A 15,401-nucleotide genomic window follows, 5' to 3' on the forward strand; every position below is an offset into this window, starting at 1 on the left:
GTGCGCGCGACCCCGAGCCCGACCATCGAGCTCGCTCCGCACACGGTGCTCGGCGACACCGGTGCGGCAGGCGCGACGTTCGCGATCGGGCTCGCCGCGGCCTGGCTGCAGCGCGCTCCGCGCTCCGTCGACGGGACGGCGCCGAACGTCTGGGTGCTCGCAGCCGACCCGAGCGGCCACCTCGGGATCGCCGTGCTGACACAAATCGACCGGGGTTCGGCGTGAGCCGCGACGGCACAGGCACCGGTCGGAACGTCGTCGTCGTCGTCGCTCGCTCGGCGGTCGACGCCGGTCGCGACCACGTCGACCCACTGGTCCGGACGGCCGCCCGCCTCCTCACCGGGCGGGACCCCGGGCCGACCGAGGTCGTCCGACGAGCCGGTCGTCGGCCGATCCTCAGCACCGCCGACCGCCCCACGCACGTGTCGGTCTCGCACTCCGGTGGCCTGACGGCCGTCGCCGTGTCGCGCTCGCCCGTCGGCGTCGACATCGAGCAGCTCCGCCCGATCGCCGATGCCCACCGCATCGCGCGACACCTCGCCGGCTGCCTGGACGATCTCGGTGCGCGGACAGGCTCGCACGACCTCATCCGCGGCTGGACCCGCTACGAAGCGGTCACCAAGGCCCTCGGCTGCGGCTTGACGATCGCCCCTGAGGAACTGCTCATCGACCGGACGGGGACGGTGCGGTGGCGCGGCGTCGCCCTGCCCCTCACCGTGTGGTCGACCTGGCTCGACCCTCCGGTGGGCGACCGCGCCGGTCCGCCGCTGGCGGTGAGCGTCGCGACCCGGCCGTGCGGCCGGACGTCCGTCGTCACCGCCCCCCCTCCTCTCAGCAGCACCCCACCCCTCGATTGATTGGAACCGCCATGACCACCACCATCGACCGCGAAGAACTCCGCACGCTCGTTGCGACGACCCTCGACATCGACGTCACCGAAGTGACCGATACCGCCTCATTCACGGACGAGCTCGACGTCGACTCGCTCATGGCCCTGGAGGTCATGGTCGTCCTCGAACGTCGTTTCCAGGTCAAGCTGGACGAGCATCGCCTGGCCGAGATCACCTCGCTGCTCAGCGCTGAGCGGCTCCTGCGCGAGGCGCTGGAGGCGGGTGCTGCTCGATGAGCGTCGTGGACGCGCCCACCACCGACTGGCCGGTGCAATCCGCCTGCTTTCCTGCGCAACACCCCGTGTTCACGGGCCACTACCCCGACTTCCCGATCGTCCCGGGCGTCCTGCTGGTCGAACAGGCTGCGGAGGCGGTCGCCGCCGCCGGCGTCCCGGTGGGCCTGTGGACGGGCGTGCACCGCGCCCGGTTCCAGCAGGCCGTTCGCCCCGACGACCAGGTGTCCACCCGGATCTTCGACGTGTCGACCAGTCGTGACGGGGTGCGGGTCCGGGTGGTCTCGACGGTCCGGGACCGTCAGGTGTGCTCGGCGACCCTCGGGTTCACCGGGCCGCCCGGCGGCATGGACCCGTGCGTCACCTCCGTCTCGACGGATGACGGGCGGCTCCGTTCGCACACCGCCCCCTCGGTCAACGTCGACACGCTCGGCAGCGTCACCGAACTACTCCCCCACCGCCAGCCGATCCTCCTCGTCGACCGCGTGGAGTACCTCGCGCCGGGGTCCTCCATCTCGACCCGGAAGGCCGTCTCAGCGAACGAGGGGCTGCTCCGCGACCGCCCGACCACGGCGCTGCTGCCGTGGAGCCTGCTCGTGGAGTCCTGGTGCCAGTCCGCGGCCCTCCTCGTCGTCGCGGGCGACATCGACCAGGACAGCGGAGCGCGCGACCCCGGCGGTGAGCGCGTCATGCTCTTCGGCGGCATGCGCGACGTCCACTTCGACCGCGCGGCCCGCCCCGGCGACCTGCTGGTCCACGATGCGTTCCTCGACCGCTCGGTGCCGGGCACGGCCGTGCTGAGCGGGCACAGCCTTGTTAACGGTCGGATTGCGCTCACCGTCGGCGGAATCACGCTCGCAGAACGGGCGCCGTCCGCCGTCGCAGCGGCCGGAGACCTCCACACCGCCGGCGGTACGCGGTGACCGGCGGTCGCGCGGGTGACGAGCGGCCGGTGGCGATCGTCACCGGGGGGTCCCGGGGCATCGGTGCGGCGATCGTGCGGCGCCTCGCCACGGACGGCTTCGCCGTTGCCTTCTGCTCACGAAGCGCGTCGGACGACGCTACCGCCCTCCTCGCGCACCTCGAGGAAGCAGGTGCGGGTGGCCTCCATCGGATCGTGGACGTCACCGACGGCTCCACCGTCCAGGGTTTCGTCGAGGAGGCGGTGGAGGTCCTCGGCGCCCCCTCGGCGGTCGTGGCGTGCGCCGGGATCACCCGCGACCATCCGCTCGCCCTCCTCGGAGAGGAGCAGTGGCGGGAGGTCATCGACACCAATCTGACCGGCGCCTACCACCTGTGTCGAGCCGTCACGCTCCCCCTGCTGCGGCGCCGCGCGGGTTCAATCGTCCTCATCGGTTCCGTCGCCGGCACATACGGCAATGCCGGGCAGTCCAACTACGCGGCCTCGAAGGCGGGTCTGGAGGGCCTGGGACGATCGCTGGCGAAGGAACTTGCCGGGAGGGGCATCCGGATCAACGTCGCCGCGCCGGGCTTCATCGAGACCGACATGACGGCCGTCCTCGATCCGAAGGTGCGCGAGCGGGCGAGGACCGCGATCCCCATGGGGAGGTTCGGCTCCCCCGAGGACGTCGCCGACCTCGTGGCCTTCCTCGTCTCCGATCGGTCTACGTACGTGACCGGTCAGGTGCTCGGTGTGAATGGCGGGCTGACACTGTGAGCGCCGGCCCGCCGAGTCTGCGCTGGTACGCCTCGATCAGGAGCCCCTATTCTTGGCTCGCCCTGCACGACACCGCCACCCGGTGCCCGCAGCTGCTCGACCGCGCCGAGCTGCGCGTGTTCTTCGAGCCTGATGACGCCCGCCACGGCCCGGCGGCGGAACGGGCCGCGCGCTTCCACTACACGCCCATGAGCCGAGTGAAACACCGCTACATCCTCCGGGATGTCGCGCGGCTCGCAGCCGACCGCGGGCTGCGGGTGACCTGGCCAGTCGACACCAACGCCCAATGGGAGGTGTCGGCGATCGCCCTCGCCGCGACGCTCCGCGCGGATCAGCAGCTCGGGAAACGCCTCGCATACGCGCTCTCGACGGCGCGCTGGCAGCACGGCGTCGACGTGCACGAGGAGACCCAGGTGGCGGAGGTGCTCCGAACCTGCGACCTGGACCCGGCCCTCGCGGTCCTGCACGCCACGGACGAGGGCTCTGAGCTCGGTCGTACGCTCCTCACCGAGCTCGACCGGGACGGCGTCTTCGGCGTGCCGCTCGTGATCGTCGGACGGGAGCCGTTCTGGGGGATCGACCGGCTGACCGCGGCAGCGGCGGCGGCCGGTCTGACCGGCTCGCCGTCGATCGATCCGGACGGTGACCCGGGCCCCAAGCCTCAGGGCACTGAGAGCGGCGAGGATGCCGCCGACGACCATGCGGGCGGTTGTGGATGATCACGGACCATTGGTATGTTAAATGTAACATTGGAGGTGTGATGCAGATCAACGACGCGTCGCGCGGCGAGGCCGCGATGATCCGTCTCGTGGCACGGTTCGCCGCCTTCGCGCTCCTGCATCCACGGCGCCGACCGCCACATCGTCGGCCCAGCGACCACGGGGTGGCCGACTGGCGTTCGATCTCGGTGGTCACGGACCGCGGACGGCTCGACGGCTGGCTGCTGCACGGCCGACGCGATCGACTCGCCCTGGTCGGGCATGGCATCGGACTGTCCCGATCCGCCTCGCTCGACCAGGCCATGCACCTCCACCGCCGCGGCTACACCGTCCTCCTCTTCGACCTCCGCAACCACGGCCGGTCGCACCGTGACCCCTCCGGGACAGGCATCGCCGACCGCTTCACCACCGACATCGAGCAGGCGGCTCAGACCCTGCGGGCCGACCACGGCTCCACCGATGCGCTCCTCCTCGTCCTCGGCACCTCCTTCTCCACCTTCCCGAGTCTGGCGGCCGTAGCGCGTGGCTCCGCCCGGATCGACGCACTCGTCTGTGACAGCGGACCGGGGCTCACGCTCGACTCCCTGTTCACCGGCTTCTTCCGCGCGGGGTTCGGCCCGCGCGTCCCCGGTTTCCGCAGCCCGGAACGACGGGCGGCGCTGTACCGGGCGATCGCCAGTGACGCGGTCCGACGTCTCGGTTCTTCCTGGCCCCCCGAACCCGCGAAGGGCGATCTCGCGCGGACGCCGATGCTGTTCATCACCGGCTCCACGGACGACATCATGCCGCCGAGCGAAGTACGACGATTGACCGACCGCTACGACACGGCTCAGCTGGTCACCCTCGACTGCGGCCACCTGCGCGGCAACAAGGACCAGCGCGAGCGCTACTACACCGAGCTCGACGCCTTCCTCACCGCGGTCGAGACCGTCCACACGGACCGCGGCGCCCCGTGAGTGCTCGTGGCCCCGACCTCCCGCAGCGCGCCCCCTGGCACTGGTGCGGAGCCTTGCCCGAGGGGACGGCCGTTCCGCGACCGCGCAACCCGCTCGTCCAGCGCGGCGCCGAGCAGCGTTGGACGAGGGCGGTCTGGGCGGCGGCCACACCGGCGACCGCCTTCGCGTGGCTCTGCCAGCTCCGGGTCGCCCCGTACAGCTACGATTTGCTCGACAACGGCGGACGGCGCAGTCCCCGCACGCGGAACCCGGAGCTCCTCGCCGTGCGGACGGGCGATCCGGTGATGACCATCTTCACCACGACCGCCGTTGAGCCGGGACGGTCCATCGCCGTCCGCATGAACCCGGGCGTTGCGACGTTGCTGTTCGGGGCGATCGAGCTCCGGTACACCACGATCCCAGCCGGAGCGGGGGTCTGGCTCCTCGCGGAGATGCTCGTCCCGCCCACCCCTGGACCCTTCGGGCGAGTCCGGCGGACAATCCTGGCCTGGGGCGACTTCGTGATGATGCGGAAGCAGCTGCTCGTGCTCGCTCACCTCGCCGCAGCGGAGGACGCCGCCACCTGAGGAGCACCTTCCGCGGCACTGAGTGCGATGAGCTGCGACCTCGACGCGATGCGCAGCCGACGGTAGACGCCGGTGAGGCGGAGCTCGACGGTGCGTAGTGAGACATGGAGCTGGTTCGCGATCTCCCGATTGCGATACCCGGCCGCCACCAGATCCACGATTTCGCGCTGCACGTCATTCAGATCCCCGAGCGCCCCGGGAACCTTCGGCTGATCGGCCGCGACGTAACGGTTCTCGACCAGTTCGACCCAGGTCATGAGCCCTTGGGCCTCGAACTCCGCCACCGCGAGGACGGCCGACTCTCGAGCCCTGGACGGGAAGCCGCTTCGCTCGAACAGGAACGCGGAGACAGCCAGGGTTCGCGCCAGCTCATACGGCGAGTCCTCGGCTCGGAACCGGTCGACAAGGTTGGCACAGGCCTCGTTCGCGTCATCACCCCGGAGTGCGAGCACCCTCGACCGGGCGAGAGCGAGCTCGGCCCACCGACTCGGGAACGCCTCGCAGGAAGCTTGGAACTGTTCGAGTTCGCGCTTGACGGCCGCGGTGTCACCAATCATCGCCGCAACCTCAATGACGTCCGGCGACAGACGAAGGAGTTCTGGATTGCGCGCGTTCGACGACGCAGCCTGCATGCGGCGCAGCTCATCCAAGACCTCAACTGTCGGCTCCACATAGGCGCGACGGACGGCGCGCCTCGCGTCAAGGTAAAATCGAAAGGGGAGAGTGGTGACGTCGCCGGTCAAGACTCGACCGCGGCGGTAACAGCGCTCAGCTAACGCCGCATTACCTCGCTCCGCCCAGAACCACGACGCGAGGAACGCCCATCGCGGCTCCTCATGCGGCCGCTCGGGGTACTCGGAGAGGTGCTCGTTGATGAGGCCGAGAGCTGCGCGCATCCGCCCCGCCCGGATCTCATTACAAACGGTATACGTGACCGCAGTGCGACCCATCATTCCCGCTCGGGGATCGCGTTGCGCGCCTACTCGGAGGAACGTCCGGCGCGCGTCGTCGAACCGGCCCAGATGAGACTGCCTCACCGCGTCGATGAGGAGGAGCCGCGGATCAGGTGGCCGCGCCGTCGGGGTGCCGGGCGCAGAGGCCGACCGGAATCCCGGGTGTGTCGGCCTCGACCCGCCGTCAGGACTGAAAGATAGACAATGCTCGCCACCCAGGACTCCGATAAGCGCCACACCAGCCTGCGTCAGAGCATGGGCGTCCGGGCGATTGATATCCCGAGAGCCGCCCGTCGCTGCAGCGTACGCATATGTGGTTCGCTCTGCGACCGCCATAGCGGAACGCAAGTGCCGTGCGGCGCTGTCCAGCTCCCACCGTTCGAGGTGCCCGAGGGCGACGAGTTCGTGTAGCCGGACGGTCGCCGCCGGGGCCACGCTCTCGTAACGCTCGGTGACTTCAAGCAGCGGCTCCGACCTCATCGCGCCTACTCGCTGGAACTGCGCGACCGCTCGGACCCAGGCGAGCAGGAGCGCTGCTTCGCCTCGAATCCGTCGGCCGCTCCGGCTCGCCAGGATTGCGTATCGATCAGCGTGCCCGAGTTCATAGCGCAAAGCGAATGCTTCAGCGACTCTGGCCATCGCGAGCGCATCGAGCCCGAATCGCGCGCCGAGCAGCGCCCCGCGCTCGACGAGTTCGACAGCGAGACGCACATCCTCACCACTGAGGAGAACTGCCCTCGACCACCGGAGCATCTTGGCGACCTCGGCAGCACACGGCCTCACGAAACTCCGATGCCACACCTGCATCGCGCCCCGTTCGAGTACTGCAAGGCGCTCATGTAACTGCTCACGGTCGGCAGGGCGAAGCGCTTGATATACGGCGGCGCGCCGGTGCAGTTGCCTGAAGCGGACAGTAGACCCACTCGAGACCAGCAGTCCGCCCTCGATGAGTGGCGCAAGGAGTGTGTCGACATTTGAGAACAGCTCGTCGAGTGCAGTCCGAGAAACCTCCCACGCACTGGAAACGATCTCGAGGAACAGCCGCTCGCCGCTCGAACACTCAGGTAGCTCTCGAAGCACCCGGACGGCGGCCGGGGCAGGCAAGAGCTCGGGGAAAGCGACCGCGCATGTGCCGGTGCGTTGTCCCTCCGTGAGACTGTGACAAATCGCCACCGCCAGCCCGGCGCTGCCCGACGCCACCAGCGAGATCGTCGGGGCGACGACTGGCCCGGTTGCGCCCAGCTCCTGTTCGACGATGTCGTTGATGACCGATGTCGGCAGTGGCACCATCATCTCAGTCGGTATTCCGTCGAACGACAAATCATCGGGCTCTTGCGAGCAGGTGAGGACTACTTGGAGCCCAGGTCGCACCAGTCGGCGGAGAACATACGCGAGCACCTGTTGGCTGAGTAGATCGAAGCAGTCAACGTCGTCGATTAGGAGAAGGAGTTCGCGTGTGTCGATTCCGCGGAGCACTGCAAGCAAATTGCGTGCAATGCTGACTGGATTCCGATCGCCGAGAAGCATCGACTCGAGCCGGTCGGCCTGCTCTAGCCCGAAGAGTGTGCTCATCCCCGCGACGCACGCCGAGAGTCCCGAAAGGGGGATGTCCACCTCGTGACGCGAGGCGGTGACCAACGCGGCAGTTGCTGGGGAGTGAGCGGCTAGCTCGTTCAGTAACCAGCTCTTACCGAATCCGAACGGAGCAATCACCAGCAGAACCTGAGGCGTACGGCGCTCAACGACCTCGAGGAGGCGCTGGAACTCTTCAGTTCGGGCGTCGTAGCCCCGCGGGGGTGTCCAAATCGGGCCCACCCTTACCCCCGCGACAATCGTGCAAGTCGTATGACCTACTCACACGAGTATACATGTGAAATATTACTCGTGGAGCGAGAAGGAGCGGACGGGATGGAGCGGGCTACGCGCGCAGCTCGAGCGTGCAGCACTTCACGCCGCCGCCGCCGAGCAGCAGCTCGGACAGGTCGACGCCGATCGGCGTGTAGCCGCGCTCGCGCAGCTGACGCTCGAACCCGACGGCCCGCGCGGCGATGACGACCTCGCGACCGTTCGAGATCGAGTTGAGGCCGAGGACGGCTGCGTCCTCGGTGCTCACGTGGATCGCGTCGGGGTAACGCTGCTCGAGGATGCGGTTGCTCGCCTCGTCGAACGCGGTCGGCAGGTAGGCGATGTTCGCGGGCGAGCCGTCGGCGGGAGCCACCGGGTCGAGCACGGCGATCGCGGTGTCGAGGTGGTAGAAACTCGGGTTCACGAGGTTGAGGGTCACGACCTCGCGGTCGAAGATCCGACGCACCTCGTCGTGGCTGCGGGGATCGGTGCGGAACCCGGTCCCGGCGAGGATGGTGTCGCCGACGAGCATGATGTCGCCCTCACCCTCGTTCACGAACTCGGGGCGCTCGACGCGGAAGCCGTTCGCCTCGAACCAGTCCATGTAGGCCGGCCCCTCGGGGATGCGCTCCTCGTAGGTGAACTTCGCCCCGTAGGCGATGCCGTCGAGGGTGAAGCCGCCGTTCGCCGCGAACACCATGTCCGGCAGGCCGTCGAGCGGGTCGATGAGGTCGATCCGGTGGCCGAGATCGAGGTAGGCCTGGTGCAGCTGTTCCCACTGCGACACCGCGAGCGAGGTGTCGGTCGGGTCGTCCGGGTTCATCCAGGGGTTGATCCGGTAGCTGACGGTGAAGCGGTCCGGCCGGCACATGAGGTACCGGCGGCGGTTCGGGACGCGGGTGCCGGTCGTGGCGTCCTGCGTGGTGGGGGTGGGGTGGTTGAGCGTCGACGACACGTCGGCCTCCAAACGAGCGAGGGTCGGCGGACGAGGTCCAGGGGCCCGGGGGCACGCCACGTTCATCATTGCATGCGATTCGCAGCGTTTTCGCGGAGTTTGGCGCAGGAATGCTGCGAAGTGGCAGCTTTTCGCGCAATGATTGCGCTTACACTGAGTCTCATGGACAACCTCGACCGCGGCATCATCGACCTGCTCCGACAGAACTCACGCGCCGGCTACGGCGACATCGGCACGGTCGTGGGCTTGTCGGCCTCAGCGGTGAAGCGACGCGTCGACCGCCTCGTCGCCGACGGGGTCATCCAGTCGTTCACGATCCAGGTCGACCCCACGGTCGACGGCATGCAGACAGAAGCCTACGTCGAACTCTTCTGCCGCGGCACCGTGTCCCCCAACGAGCTGCTGCGGATCCTGTCGGGCGTCCCGGAGGTCGTCGACGCGGGCACCGTCACCGGGAGTGCCGACGCCATCGTGCACATGCGTGCCCGCAACATCCCAGCCCTCGAGGACGCCCTGGAGAAGGTGCGGATCGCCCCCAACGTCGACCACACCCGCAGCGCGATCGTCCTCACCCGCCTCATCCACCGCCACATCGACTGACCCCTCCCCTGCTCGCGAACTGTCACCACAGCACAGTGCGGCTCGTCCGAAGTCGCCATTCGTGACCGTTCGCGGGCAGGATGGGCGGATGGAGTGGACGATTCAGACGGGGACCAGTGTGTTCGAGCAATTGCGGACGCAGGTGATCGAGGCCGTCCGCGACGGACGACTGGCGACCGGGGCGAAGCTCCCGACGGTGCGCGGGCTGGCCGACGAGCTGGGGATCGCACCGAACACCGTCGCCAAGGCGTACCGGCTCCTCGAGACCGACGGGGTCATCGAGACCCGGGGGCGCGCAGGGACGTTCGTGTCAGCGCACGGCGACGCGATCGACCGGCAGGCGCAGCTGGCAGCGGCGGCGTACGCGGACCGCATCCGGGACCTCGGCGTCTCGCCGGAGGACGCCGTGGCGCTCGTGGAGGCCGCGCTCCGCGCCTGACGTCGCTGCCCGGCTCAGATGACGCTCTGGGACCACGGATCGGGGTTGCCGAACCGGTGCGCGGTGATCGAGATCGCCTGTTCGCGGAGGAACGGCAGCAGCTCCACCCGTCCGGCCTGGGTGACCGGCCCACCCCAGATCGCGATCTCGGGATCGCCGCCGAGCGCCTCAGCGAGTCGCTTCGCGAGCGGCTCAGGCTCGGAGGCCTCCGTTCCGGGTTCCGCTTCCGCGACCGTCTCGGGACGCGGACCGACGATCCGTACCCGGGTCGCGACCGGCGGCTCCTGGCCCAGCTCGCCCGTGTCGATCGACCCGCGGGCCGCCATCCGGGTCAGCCACTGCTCGTCGGTCTCCAGCGAGACGGGGATGCTCAGCTCGGACAGCCAGTCGCGGACCTCGCGCGGCAACCGCCCGCCGAGACTGACGGTGAACCGTGACCGCGACCGCACCGCGGCGATGAGCACCCGCAGCGCATCGCCCAGGTCGGCCCCCGATGCGACCCGCACCGCGACCGGAACCGGCCGGTAGCGCAGGAGGTTCCGTTCCACGCCGAGCTGCGAGACGTCCTTCACCTCGCCGAACTCGTTCCCCCACGCGATCGCGTCACTGAGCGCCGACCGTCGCAGCACGTCGAAGGCCTCGTAGGTGAGCGACGGCTGGGCCGCCTCGATGAGCTTCACGATGCGGGTGTCGAGCCCGCGGAGGTGCAGGCTGCGGCTCGCCGATCCCGGATCCGGTCGCCACTCGCCGAGCCCGAACAGGTAGTTGGGGCCACCGGCCTTCGTGCCGGTCCCGACCGACGAACGCTTCCACCCGCCGAAGGGCTGGCGCTGCACGATCGCACCGGTGATGCCCCGGTTGACGTACAGGTTGCCCGCCTCGACGGTGTCGAGCCATTCCCCGAGATCGACCGGGTCGAGGGTGTGCAGGCCCGCGGTCAGTCCGTAGGGGGTCGCGTTCTGCAGGGCGATCGCCTCGGTGAGGTTCGCGGCCTGCATGACACCGAGGACTGGCCCGAAGTACTCGGTCACGTGGAAGGGCGAGCCCGGCTGGACACCGGTGCGAACCCCCGGCGACCAGAGGCGCTCGCTCGGCTGGCCGAAGTTGACCGAGGAGTCGTCGAGCAGCTTCGGCTCGACGAGCCACTTCTCGCCGAGGCGCAACTCGGTGAACCCGGCGAGGAGCTTCTCCCCCGCCGGCTCGACGATCGGCCCCATCTGCGTCCGCGCATCGGACGGCCAGCCGACCCGGAGCGAGCGGACGGCGTCCTCGAGCTGCCGCAGGAAGCGGTCGGATCGTGCCACCGAGCCGACGAGGATCACGAGCGACGCGGCGGAGCACTTCTGCCCGGCGTGCCCGAAGGCGCTCTTCACGATGTCGGCGACGGCGAGGTCGAGGTCGGCACTCGGCGTGACGATGATCGCGTTCTTCCCGCTCGTCTCCGCCAGCAGCGGCAGGTCGGCACGCCACCCACGGAACAGCTGCGCCGTCTCGAAGGAACCGGTCAGGATCACCCGGTCGACGGCCGGGTGGGAGACGAGCCGACGACCGAGGTCGCCCTCCGCCACGTCGGCGAGCACGAGGAGGTCGCGCGGCACCCCGGCGTCCCAGAGCGCCTCGACGACCACCGCTGCGCACCGCTTGGCCTGTGGAGCGGGCTTGATGATCACACCACTGCCGGCGGCGAGCGCCGCGAGGACGCCTCCGGCCGGGATGGCGACGGGGAAGTTCCAGGGCGGCGTCACGACCGTGAGCGCGGAGGGGACGAAGCTCGCGCCGTGCACGCTCTCGAGCAGGGGTGCGTTGGCCGCGTAGTAGTGCGCGAAGTCGACCGCCTCACTCACCTCGGGATCGGCCTCGGCGATCGTCTTGCCGGTCTCGCTCGCCATGACCTCGATGAGGTCCGCCCGACGGGAGGCGAGGACCCGAGCTGCAGCGTGCAGGACGGCGGCCCGTTCGGCAGCGGGTCGGGCTCCCCATCGCTCACCGGCGGCGCGGACCATCGTGATCGTGCGTTCGAGGACGCGTGGGTCGTCGATGGCTGCGGCCGCGACCGCGGAGCCACCGAGGGTCGACTGCGGGACGCGCGCCAGGATCGACGCTCCCCACGCCCGGTTCGCCGCGAGCGAGGGGTCGGTGTCGGCGGTGTTCTCGAAGCCCGGGGCGCCGTCGACGACACCACCACGCTCCGAACGGGAGAAGACCGCCGTCTCGACGTACGCGGAGGACGGATCGGCGTGGAAGCGGTCCTCGCCGCCGCTCGATCCGCGTTCCAGCCCGAGGACCTGCTGCGTGAGTCCCGCGTCGGGCGCCTGTGCGGGATCGCGGAAGCGGTCGTCCCCGTCGTTGTCGGGCAGCGGTGCCTCCGGGGCCTCCGCGGCGCGGTCCTGCGTCCGGTTGGGGGTCGGCACCTGCCCGGCGGTCTCTCCGAGGGCGTCGACTGACGCGAGGAACCGACGTCGCTCGCGTGCGAACAGGGTCGGCTTCTCGGCGAGCTCGAACACCGCCGACATGAAGTTCTCCTCGCTGGCGTTCTCCTCCAGACGGCGGACGAGATAGGAGATCGCGACGTCGAACTCCTTCGGGTTCACGACGGGCGTGTACAGCAGCACCGTCCCGACGTCCCGCTTGATGGCCTCGACCTGACCGGTCGCCATCCCCAGCAGCATCTCGAAGTCCACCCGCTCACGCACACCGCGGTCACCGGCGAGGAGCCACGCGTAGGCGATGTCGAAGAGGTTGTGCCCGGCGACGCCGACCCGCACGACGTCCGTGTGCGCCGGCGTGAGCGCCCAGTCGAGCACGCGTTTGTAGTTGGTGTCGGTCTCGCGCTTCGATCCGGTCGTCGCGAGCGGCCAGCCGTGGATCGCCGCGTCGACCCGCTCCATCGCGAGGTTCGCGCCCTTCACCAGCCGCACCTTGATGGGCGCGCCACCGGCGGCCACGCGCTGCTTCGACCAGGCGGTGAGCTGCATCATCGCTTCGAGGGCGTCGGGCAGGTAGGCCTGGATGACGATGCCAGCCTGGTACTGCAGCAGCTGCGGCTGGTCGAGGAGTCGGGTGAAGACCGCGATGGTGAGGTCGAGGTCGCGGTACTCCTCCATGTCGAGGTTGATGAAGGTGCCGGTCGCGAGCCCCTCCTCGTAGAGCGGCACGAGGCGACGGACGATGCGGTCGACGACCTGCTCGAACGACCACATGGAGAGCTGGCTGGCGATCGACGAGACCTTGATGGACACGTAGTCGACGTCGGGGCGCTGCAGGAGCTCGCGGGTGCCGGCGAGCCGTTTCGCCGCCTCGCCCTCGCCGAGGACGGCCTCCCCGAGGAGGTTCAGGTTGAGTCGGGAACCGTCGGCGCGCAGTTTCGCGATCGCGTTGCCGAGCTCACGAGGACGGCTGTCGACGATGAGGTGGCCGACCATGCCCCGGAGGACGCGGCGCGCGGCGGGGACGACGACCCAGGGCAGGACCGGACCGACCAGACCGCCCGTGCGGACGGCGGCCTGCTCGTACCAGGGCAGGAACCGCGGCGTCCGACCGGCGAGGGCGGCGAGGGCGTTCCCGGCGACGAGCGGGTCCTCCGGGCGCATGACGCCGTCGACGAAGCCGACGGTGAACTCGAGGCCGTTGGGGTCGCGCAGCACGCCGGCGAGCCGCTCGGCGGCGGGATCGGTCGGAGCTTCCGCCCCTTCGTCGACCCATTTCGACGCGAGGGCGATCGCACGATCCGCGAGTCCGACCGGTTCGGTGGGACCCTCGTTCGCAACGTTCGCCATGCTGCTCAGCCTATGCGCCGATCCGCCGATCCCCGCTGAGGCTCGCGAGTACACGCCTGGCGGCTGAGCACCCCGGTCGGTCGCCGCCCTTCGACAAGCTTAGGGACCGGTGGGCCATGTCGCGGAGACCCCGCCCCGGCCGCCGCCCTTCGACAAGCTCAGGGACCGGTGCGCCACATCGCTGAGACCCCTCCCCGGTCACTGAGCCTGTCGAAGTGCGCCTGCGAATAGGGTGTGGTCATGCAATCCGTCGAGCAGTACGACGCCGTCATCGTCGGCGGCGGGCACAACGGCCTCACCGCCGCCGCCTACCTCGCACGCGCGGGCAAGCGCGTCCTGCTCCTCGAACGCCTCGACCATACGGGTGGAGCAGCCGTCTCGGAACGTCCGTTCCCCGGCGTGGACGCACGTCTGTCCCGGTACTCGTACCTCGTCAGCCTGCTGCCCCAGCGGATCATCGACGAGCTCGGGCTCGACGTCCGGCTCGTCCGGCGCCGCTTCTCGTCCTACACGCCCGACCCCGCGAACCCCGGCACGGGTCTCCTGATCGACAACCGTGACGACGACGCCACCGTCGCGTCGTTCGCGTCGATCGGGTATCCGGAGGACGCCGCGGGCATCGCCGAACTGCACCGTCGGATCGGTCACCTGGCCTCGGTGCTCTGGCCGACCGTGCTCGAGCCGCTCCGCAGCCGTTCCGACGCGCGTGACGCGGCGATCGCCGCCGCCGCGGACCTCGGGGTGCCGGCCGCGGAGGTCGCGTCGATCTGGTCGGCGGTGTTCGATGAGCCGATCGGCCGTGCCATCGAGGACGCCGCGCGTTCCGACCTCGTCCGCGGCGTCGTCTTCACGGATGCGCTCATCGGCACCTTCGCCCGCGCCGACGACCAGACCTTGCAGCAGAACATCTGCTTCCTCTACCACCTGATCGGCGGCGGGACGGGCGACTGGGACGTCCCGGTCGGCGGCATGGGCGCGGTCACGGACGCGCTGCGACACGCGGCCAAGGAGGCCGGTGCTGAGATCCGGACGCTCGCCGAGGTGACCTCCATCCAACCGGAGCACGGGCTCGTCGCGTACGTGGACCTCGCCGCGGAAGCGGAGCTCGAGGCGACCGAACCGATGTCGACGCTGGACCGGTTCCGGCCTCGCCCCGGGGTCGTCGTCCGCGGCGAGTGGATCCTGTCGGGTGCGGCTCCGGCGGTGCTGGAGCGCCTGCTCGACCCGGCGGCGGAGCAACGGGCGGCCGCGGCCGCGTACGCCGCGTGGTCGGCAGCGTTGGGGACGCCGGTGCAGTGGAGTGATGCCGACGCGATCCTCGGCACGGCGCCAGCGCCGGAGGACGGTGTCCCGCATCCCGAGGGCGCCCAGGTGAAGGTGAACCTGTTGCTGCGGAGACTCCCCAAACTCCTCGACCCGGCCGTCGATCCTGCGGCGGCGTTCGGCGGCACCTTCCACATCAACGAGGGCTGGGCGCAGCTGGAGCACGCCTACCTCGAGGCGGAAGCCGGCCGGATCCCCGACCCGCTGCCGTGCGAGATCTATTGCCACACGCTGAGCGACCCCAGCATCCTCTCGCCGGAGCTGCAGGCCTCGGGGGCGCAGACGCTCACCGTGTTCGGCCTCCATGTGCCGCATCGGCTCGCGGTCGCTGCGGACGCGGTCCCCGGCGGCCACGACGCCTTCCGTGACGCGCTGCAGGCCGCGGTACTGCGATCATTGGACTCGGTGATCGCGGAGCCCATCGAGGATCTGCTGCTGCTCGACGCCGAGGGGCGGCCCTGCATCGAG

General features: G+C 69.9%; 14 protein-coding genes. 11 read left to right on the plus strand and 3 right to left on the minus strand.

Annotated elements, in window-relative coordinates; all coding sequences use genetic code 11:
- From IFT89_RS17330 to IFT89_RS17365, 8 genes are all read left to right on the plus strand, one after another.
- Positions 1 to 225 (plus strand): hypothetical protein (locus tag IFT89_RS17330; protein WP_202939583.1); only part of this gene is annotated, 225 nt, incomplete at its 5' end.
- Positions 222 to 857: a 4'-phosphopantetheinyl transferase family protein gene (locus IFT89_RS20870; protein ID WP_202939584.1), complete on the plus strand. Its 636-nt coding sequence runs from the start codon at positions 222 to 224 to the stop codon at positions 855 to 857. The genes IFT89_RS17330 and IFT89_RS20870, both read left to right, overlap by 4 nt.
- Positions 858 to 868: 11 nt before the next feature.
- Positions 869 to 1,126 (plus strand): acyl carrier protein, encoded by a 258-nt coding sequence (locus tag IFT89_RS17340; protein ID WP_137244213.1) that lies wholly within the window; start codon positions 869 to 871, stop codon positions 1,124 to 1,126.
- Complete coding sequence (locus tag IFT89_RS17345) at positions 1,123 to 2,046, plus strand: hypothetical protein (protein WP_191942028.1); 924 nt, start codon at positions 1,123 to 1,125, stop codon at positions 2,044 to 2,046. Before IFT89_RS17340 ends, IFT89_RS17345 begins: the two co-directional genes overlap by 4 nt.
- Before the next feature lie 29 nt (positions 2,047 to 2,075).
- Complete coding sequence (gene fabG, locus IFT89_RS17350; RefSeq protein WP_240044104.1) at positions 2,076 to 2,801, plus strand: 3-oxoacyl-ACP reductase FabG; 726 nt, start codon at positions 2,076 to 2,078, stop codon at positions 2,799 to 2,801.
- A complete protein-coding gene (locus IFT89_RS17355) occupies positions 2,798 to 3,520 on the plus strand; it encodes a DsbA family protein (RefSeq protein ID WP_137244216.1) in 723 nt (240 codons plus the stop codon). The genes fabG and IFT89_RS17355 overlap by 4 nt, the downstream gene beginning before the upstream one ends.
- 41 nt (positions 3,521 to 3,561) lie before the next feature.
- Positions 3,562 to 4,476, plus strand: a complete 915-nt coding sequence (locus IFT89_RS17360; protein ID WP_161578680.1) for an alpha/beta hydrolase — start codon at positions 3,562 to 3,564, stop codon at positions 4,474 to 4,476.
- On the plus strand, positions 4,473 to 5,042 hold the full coding sequence (locus IFT89_RS17365; RefSeq protein ID WP_137244218.1) for a hypothetical protein: 570 nt from the start codon (positions 4,473 to 4,475) through the stop codon (positions 5,040 to 5,042). Before IFT89_RS17360 ends, IFT89_RS17365 begins: the two co-directional genes overlap by 4 nt.
- On the opposite strand, the gene IFT89_RS20875 is transcribed toward IFT89_RS17365, so the two are convergent.
- Positions 5,009 to 7,810, minus strand: a complete 2,802-nt coding sequence (locus tag IFT89_RS20875) for a LuxR C-terminal-related transcriptional regulator (RefSeq protein WP_191942029.1) — start codon at positions 7,808 to 7,810, stop codon at positions 5,009 to 5,011. The two genes, IFT89_RS17365 and IFT89_RS20875, sit on opposite strands and share 34 nt — an antisense overlap.
- A 103-nt stretch (positions 7,811 to 7,913) precedes the next feature.
- Entirely contained in the window at positions 7,914 to 8,795 is an 882-nt protein-coding gene (gene ddaH / locus IFT89_RS17375; protein ID WP_342672588.1) for a dimethylargininase, read from the minus strand.
- Positions 8,796 to 8,957: 162 nt separating this feature from the next.
- Here ddaH and IFT89_RS17380 point away from each other — a divergent pair, with 162 nt between their 5' ends.
- Entirely contained in the window at positions 8,958 to 9,395 is a 438-nt protein-coding gene (locus tag IFT89_RS17380) for an Lrp/AsnC family transcriptional regulator (protein WP_079706386.1), read from the plus strand.
- A gap of 88 nt (positions 9,396 to 9,483) precedes the next feature.
- On the plus strand, positions 9,484 to 9,834 hold the full coding sequence (locus IFT89_RS17385; protein WP_202939585.1) for a GntR family transcriptional regulator: 351 nt from the start codon (positions 9,484 to 9,486) through the stop codon (positions 9,832 to 9,834).
- A gap of 14 nt (positions 9,835 to 9,848) precedes the next feature.
- On the opposite strand, the gene IFT89_RS17390 is transcribed toward IFT89_RS17385, so the two are convergent.
- Entirely contained in the window at positions 9,849 to 13,610 is a 3,762-nt protein-coding gene (locus tag IFT89_RS17390; RefSeq protein WP_202939586.1) for a proline dehydrogenase family protein, read from the minus strand.
- A gap of 240 nt (positions 13,611 to 13,850) precedes the next feature.
- Between IFT89_RS17390 and IFT89_RS17395 the strand changes: the two genes are divergently transcribed.
- Positions 13,851 to 15,401 (plus strand): phytoene desaturase family protein (locus IFT89_RS17395; protein ID WP_202939587.1); only part of this gene is annotated, 1,551 nt, incomplete at its 3' end.

The sequence above is a fragment of the Plantibacter sp. CFBP 13570 genome, from assembly GCF_014841395.1.
Classification (GTDB): domain Bacteria; phylum Actinomycetota; class Actinomycetes; order Actinomycetales; family Microbacteriaceae; genus Plantibacter; species Plantibacter auratus.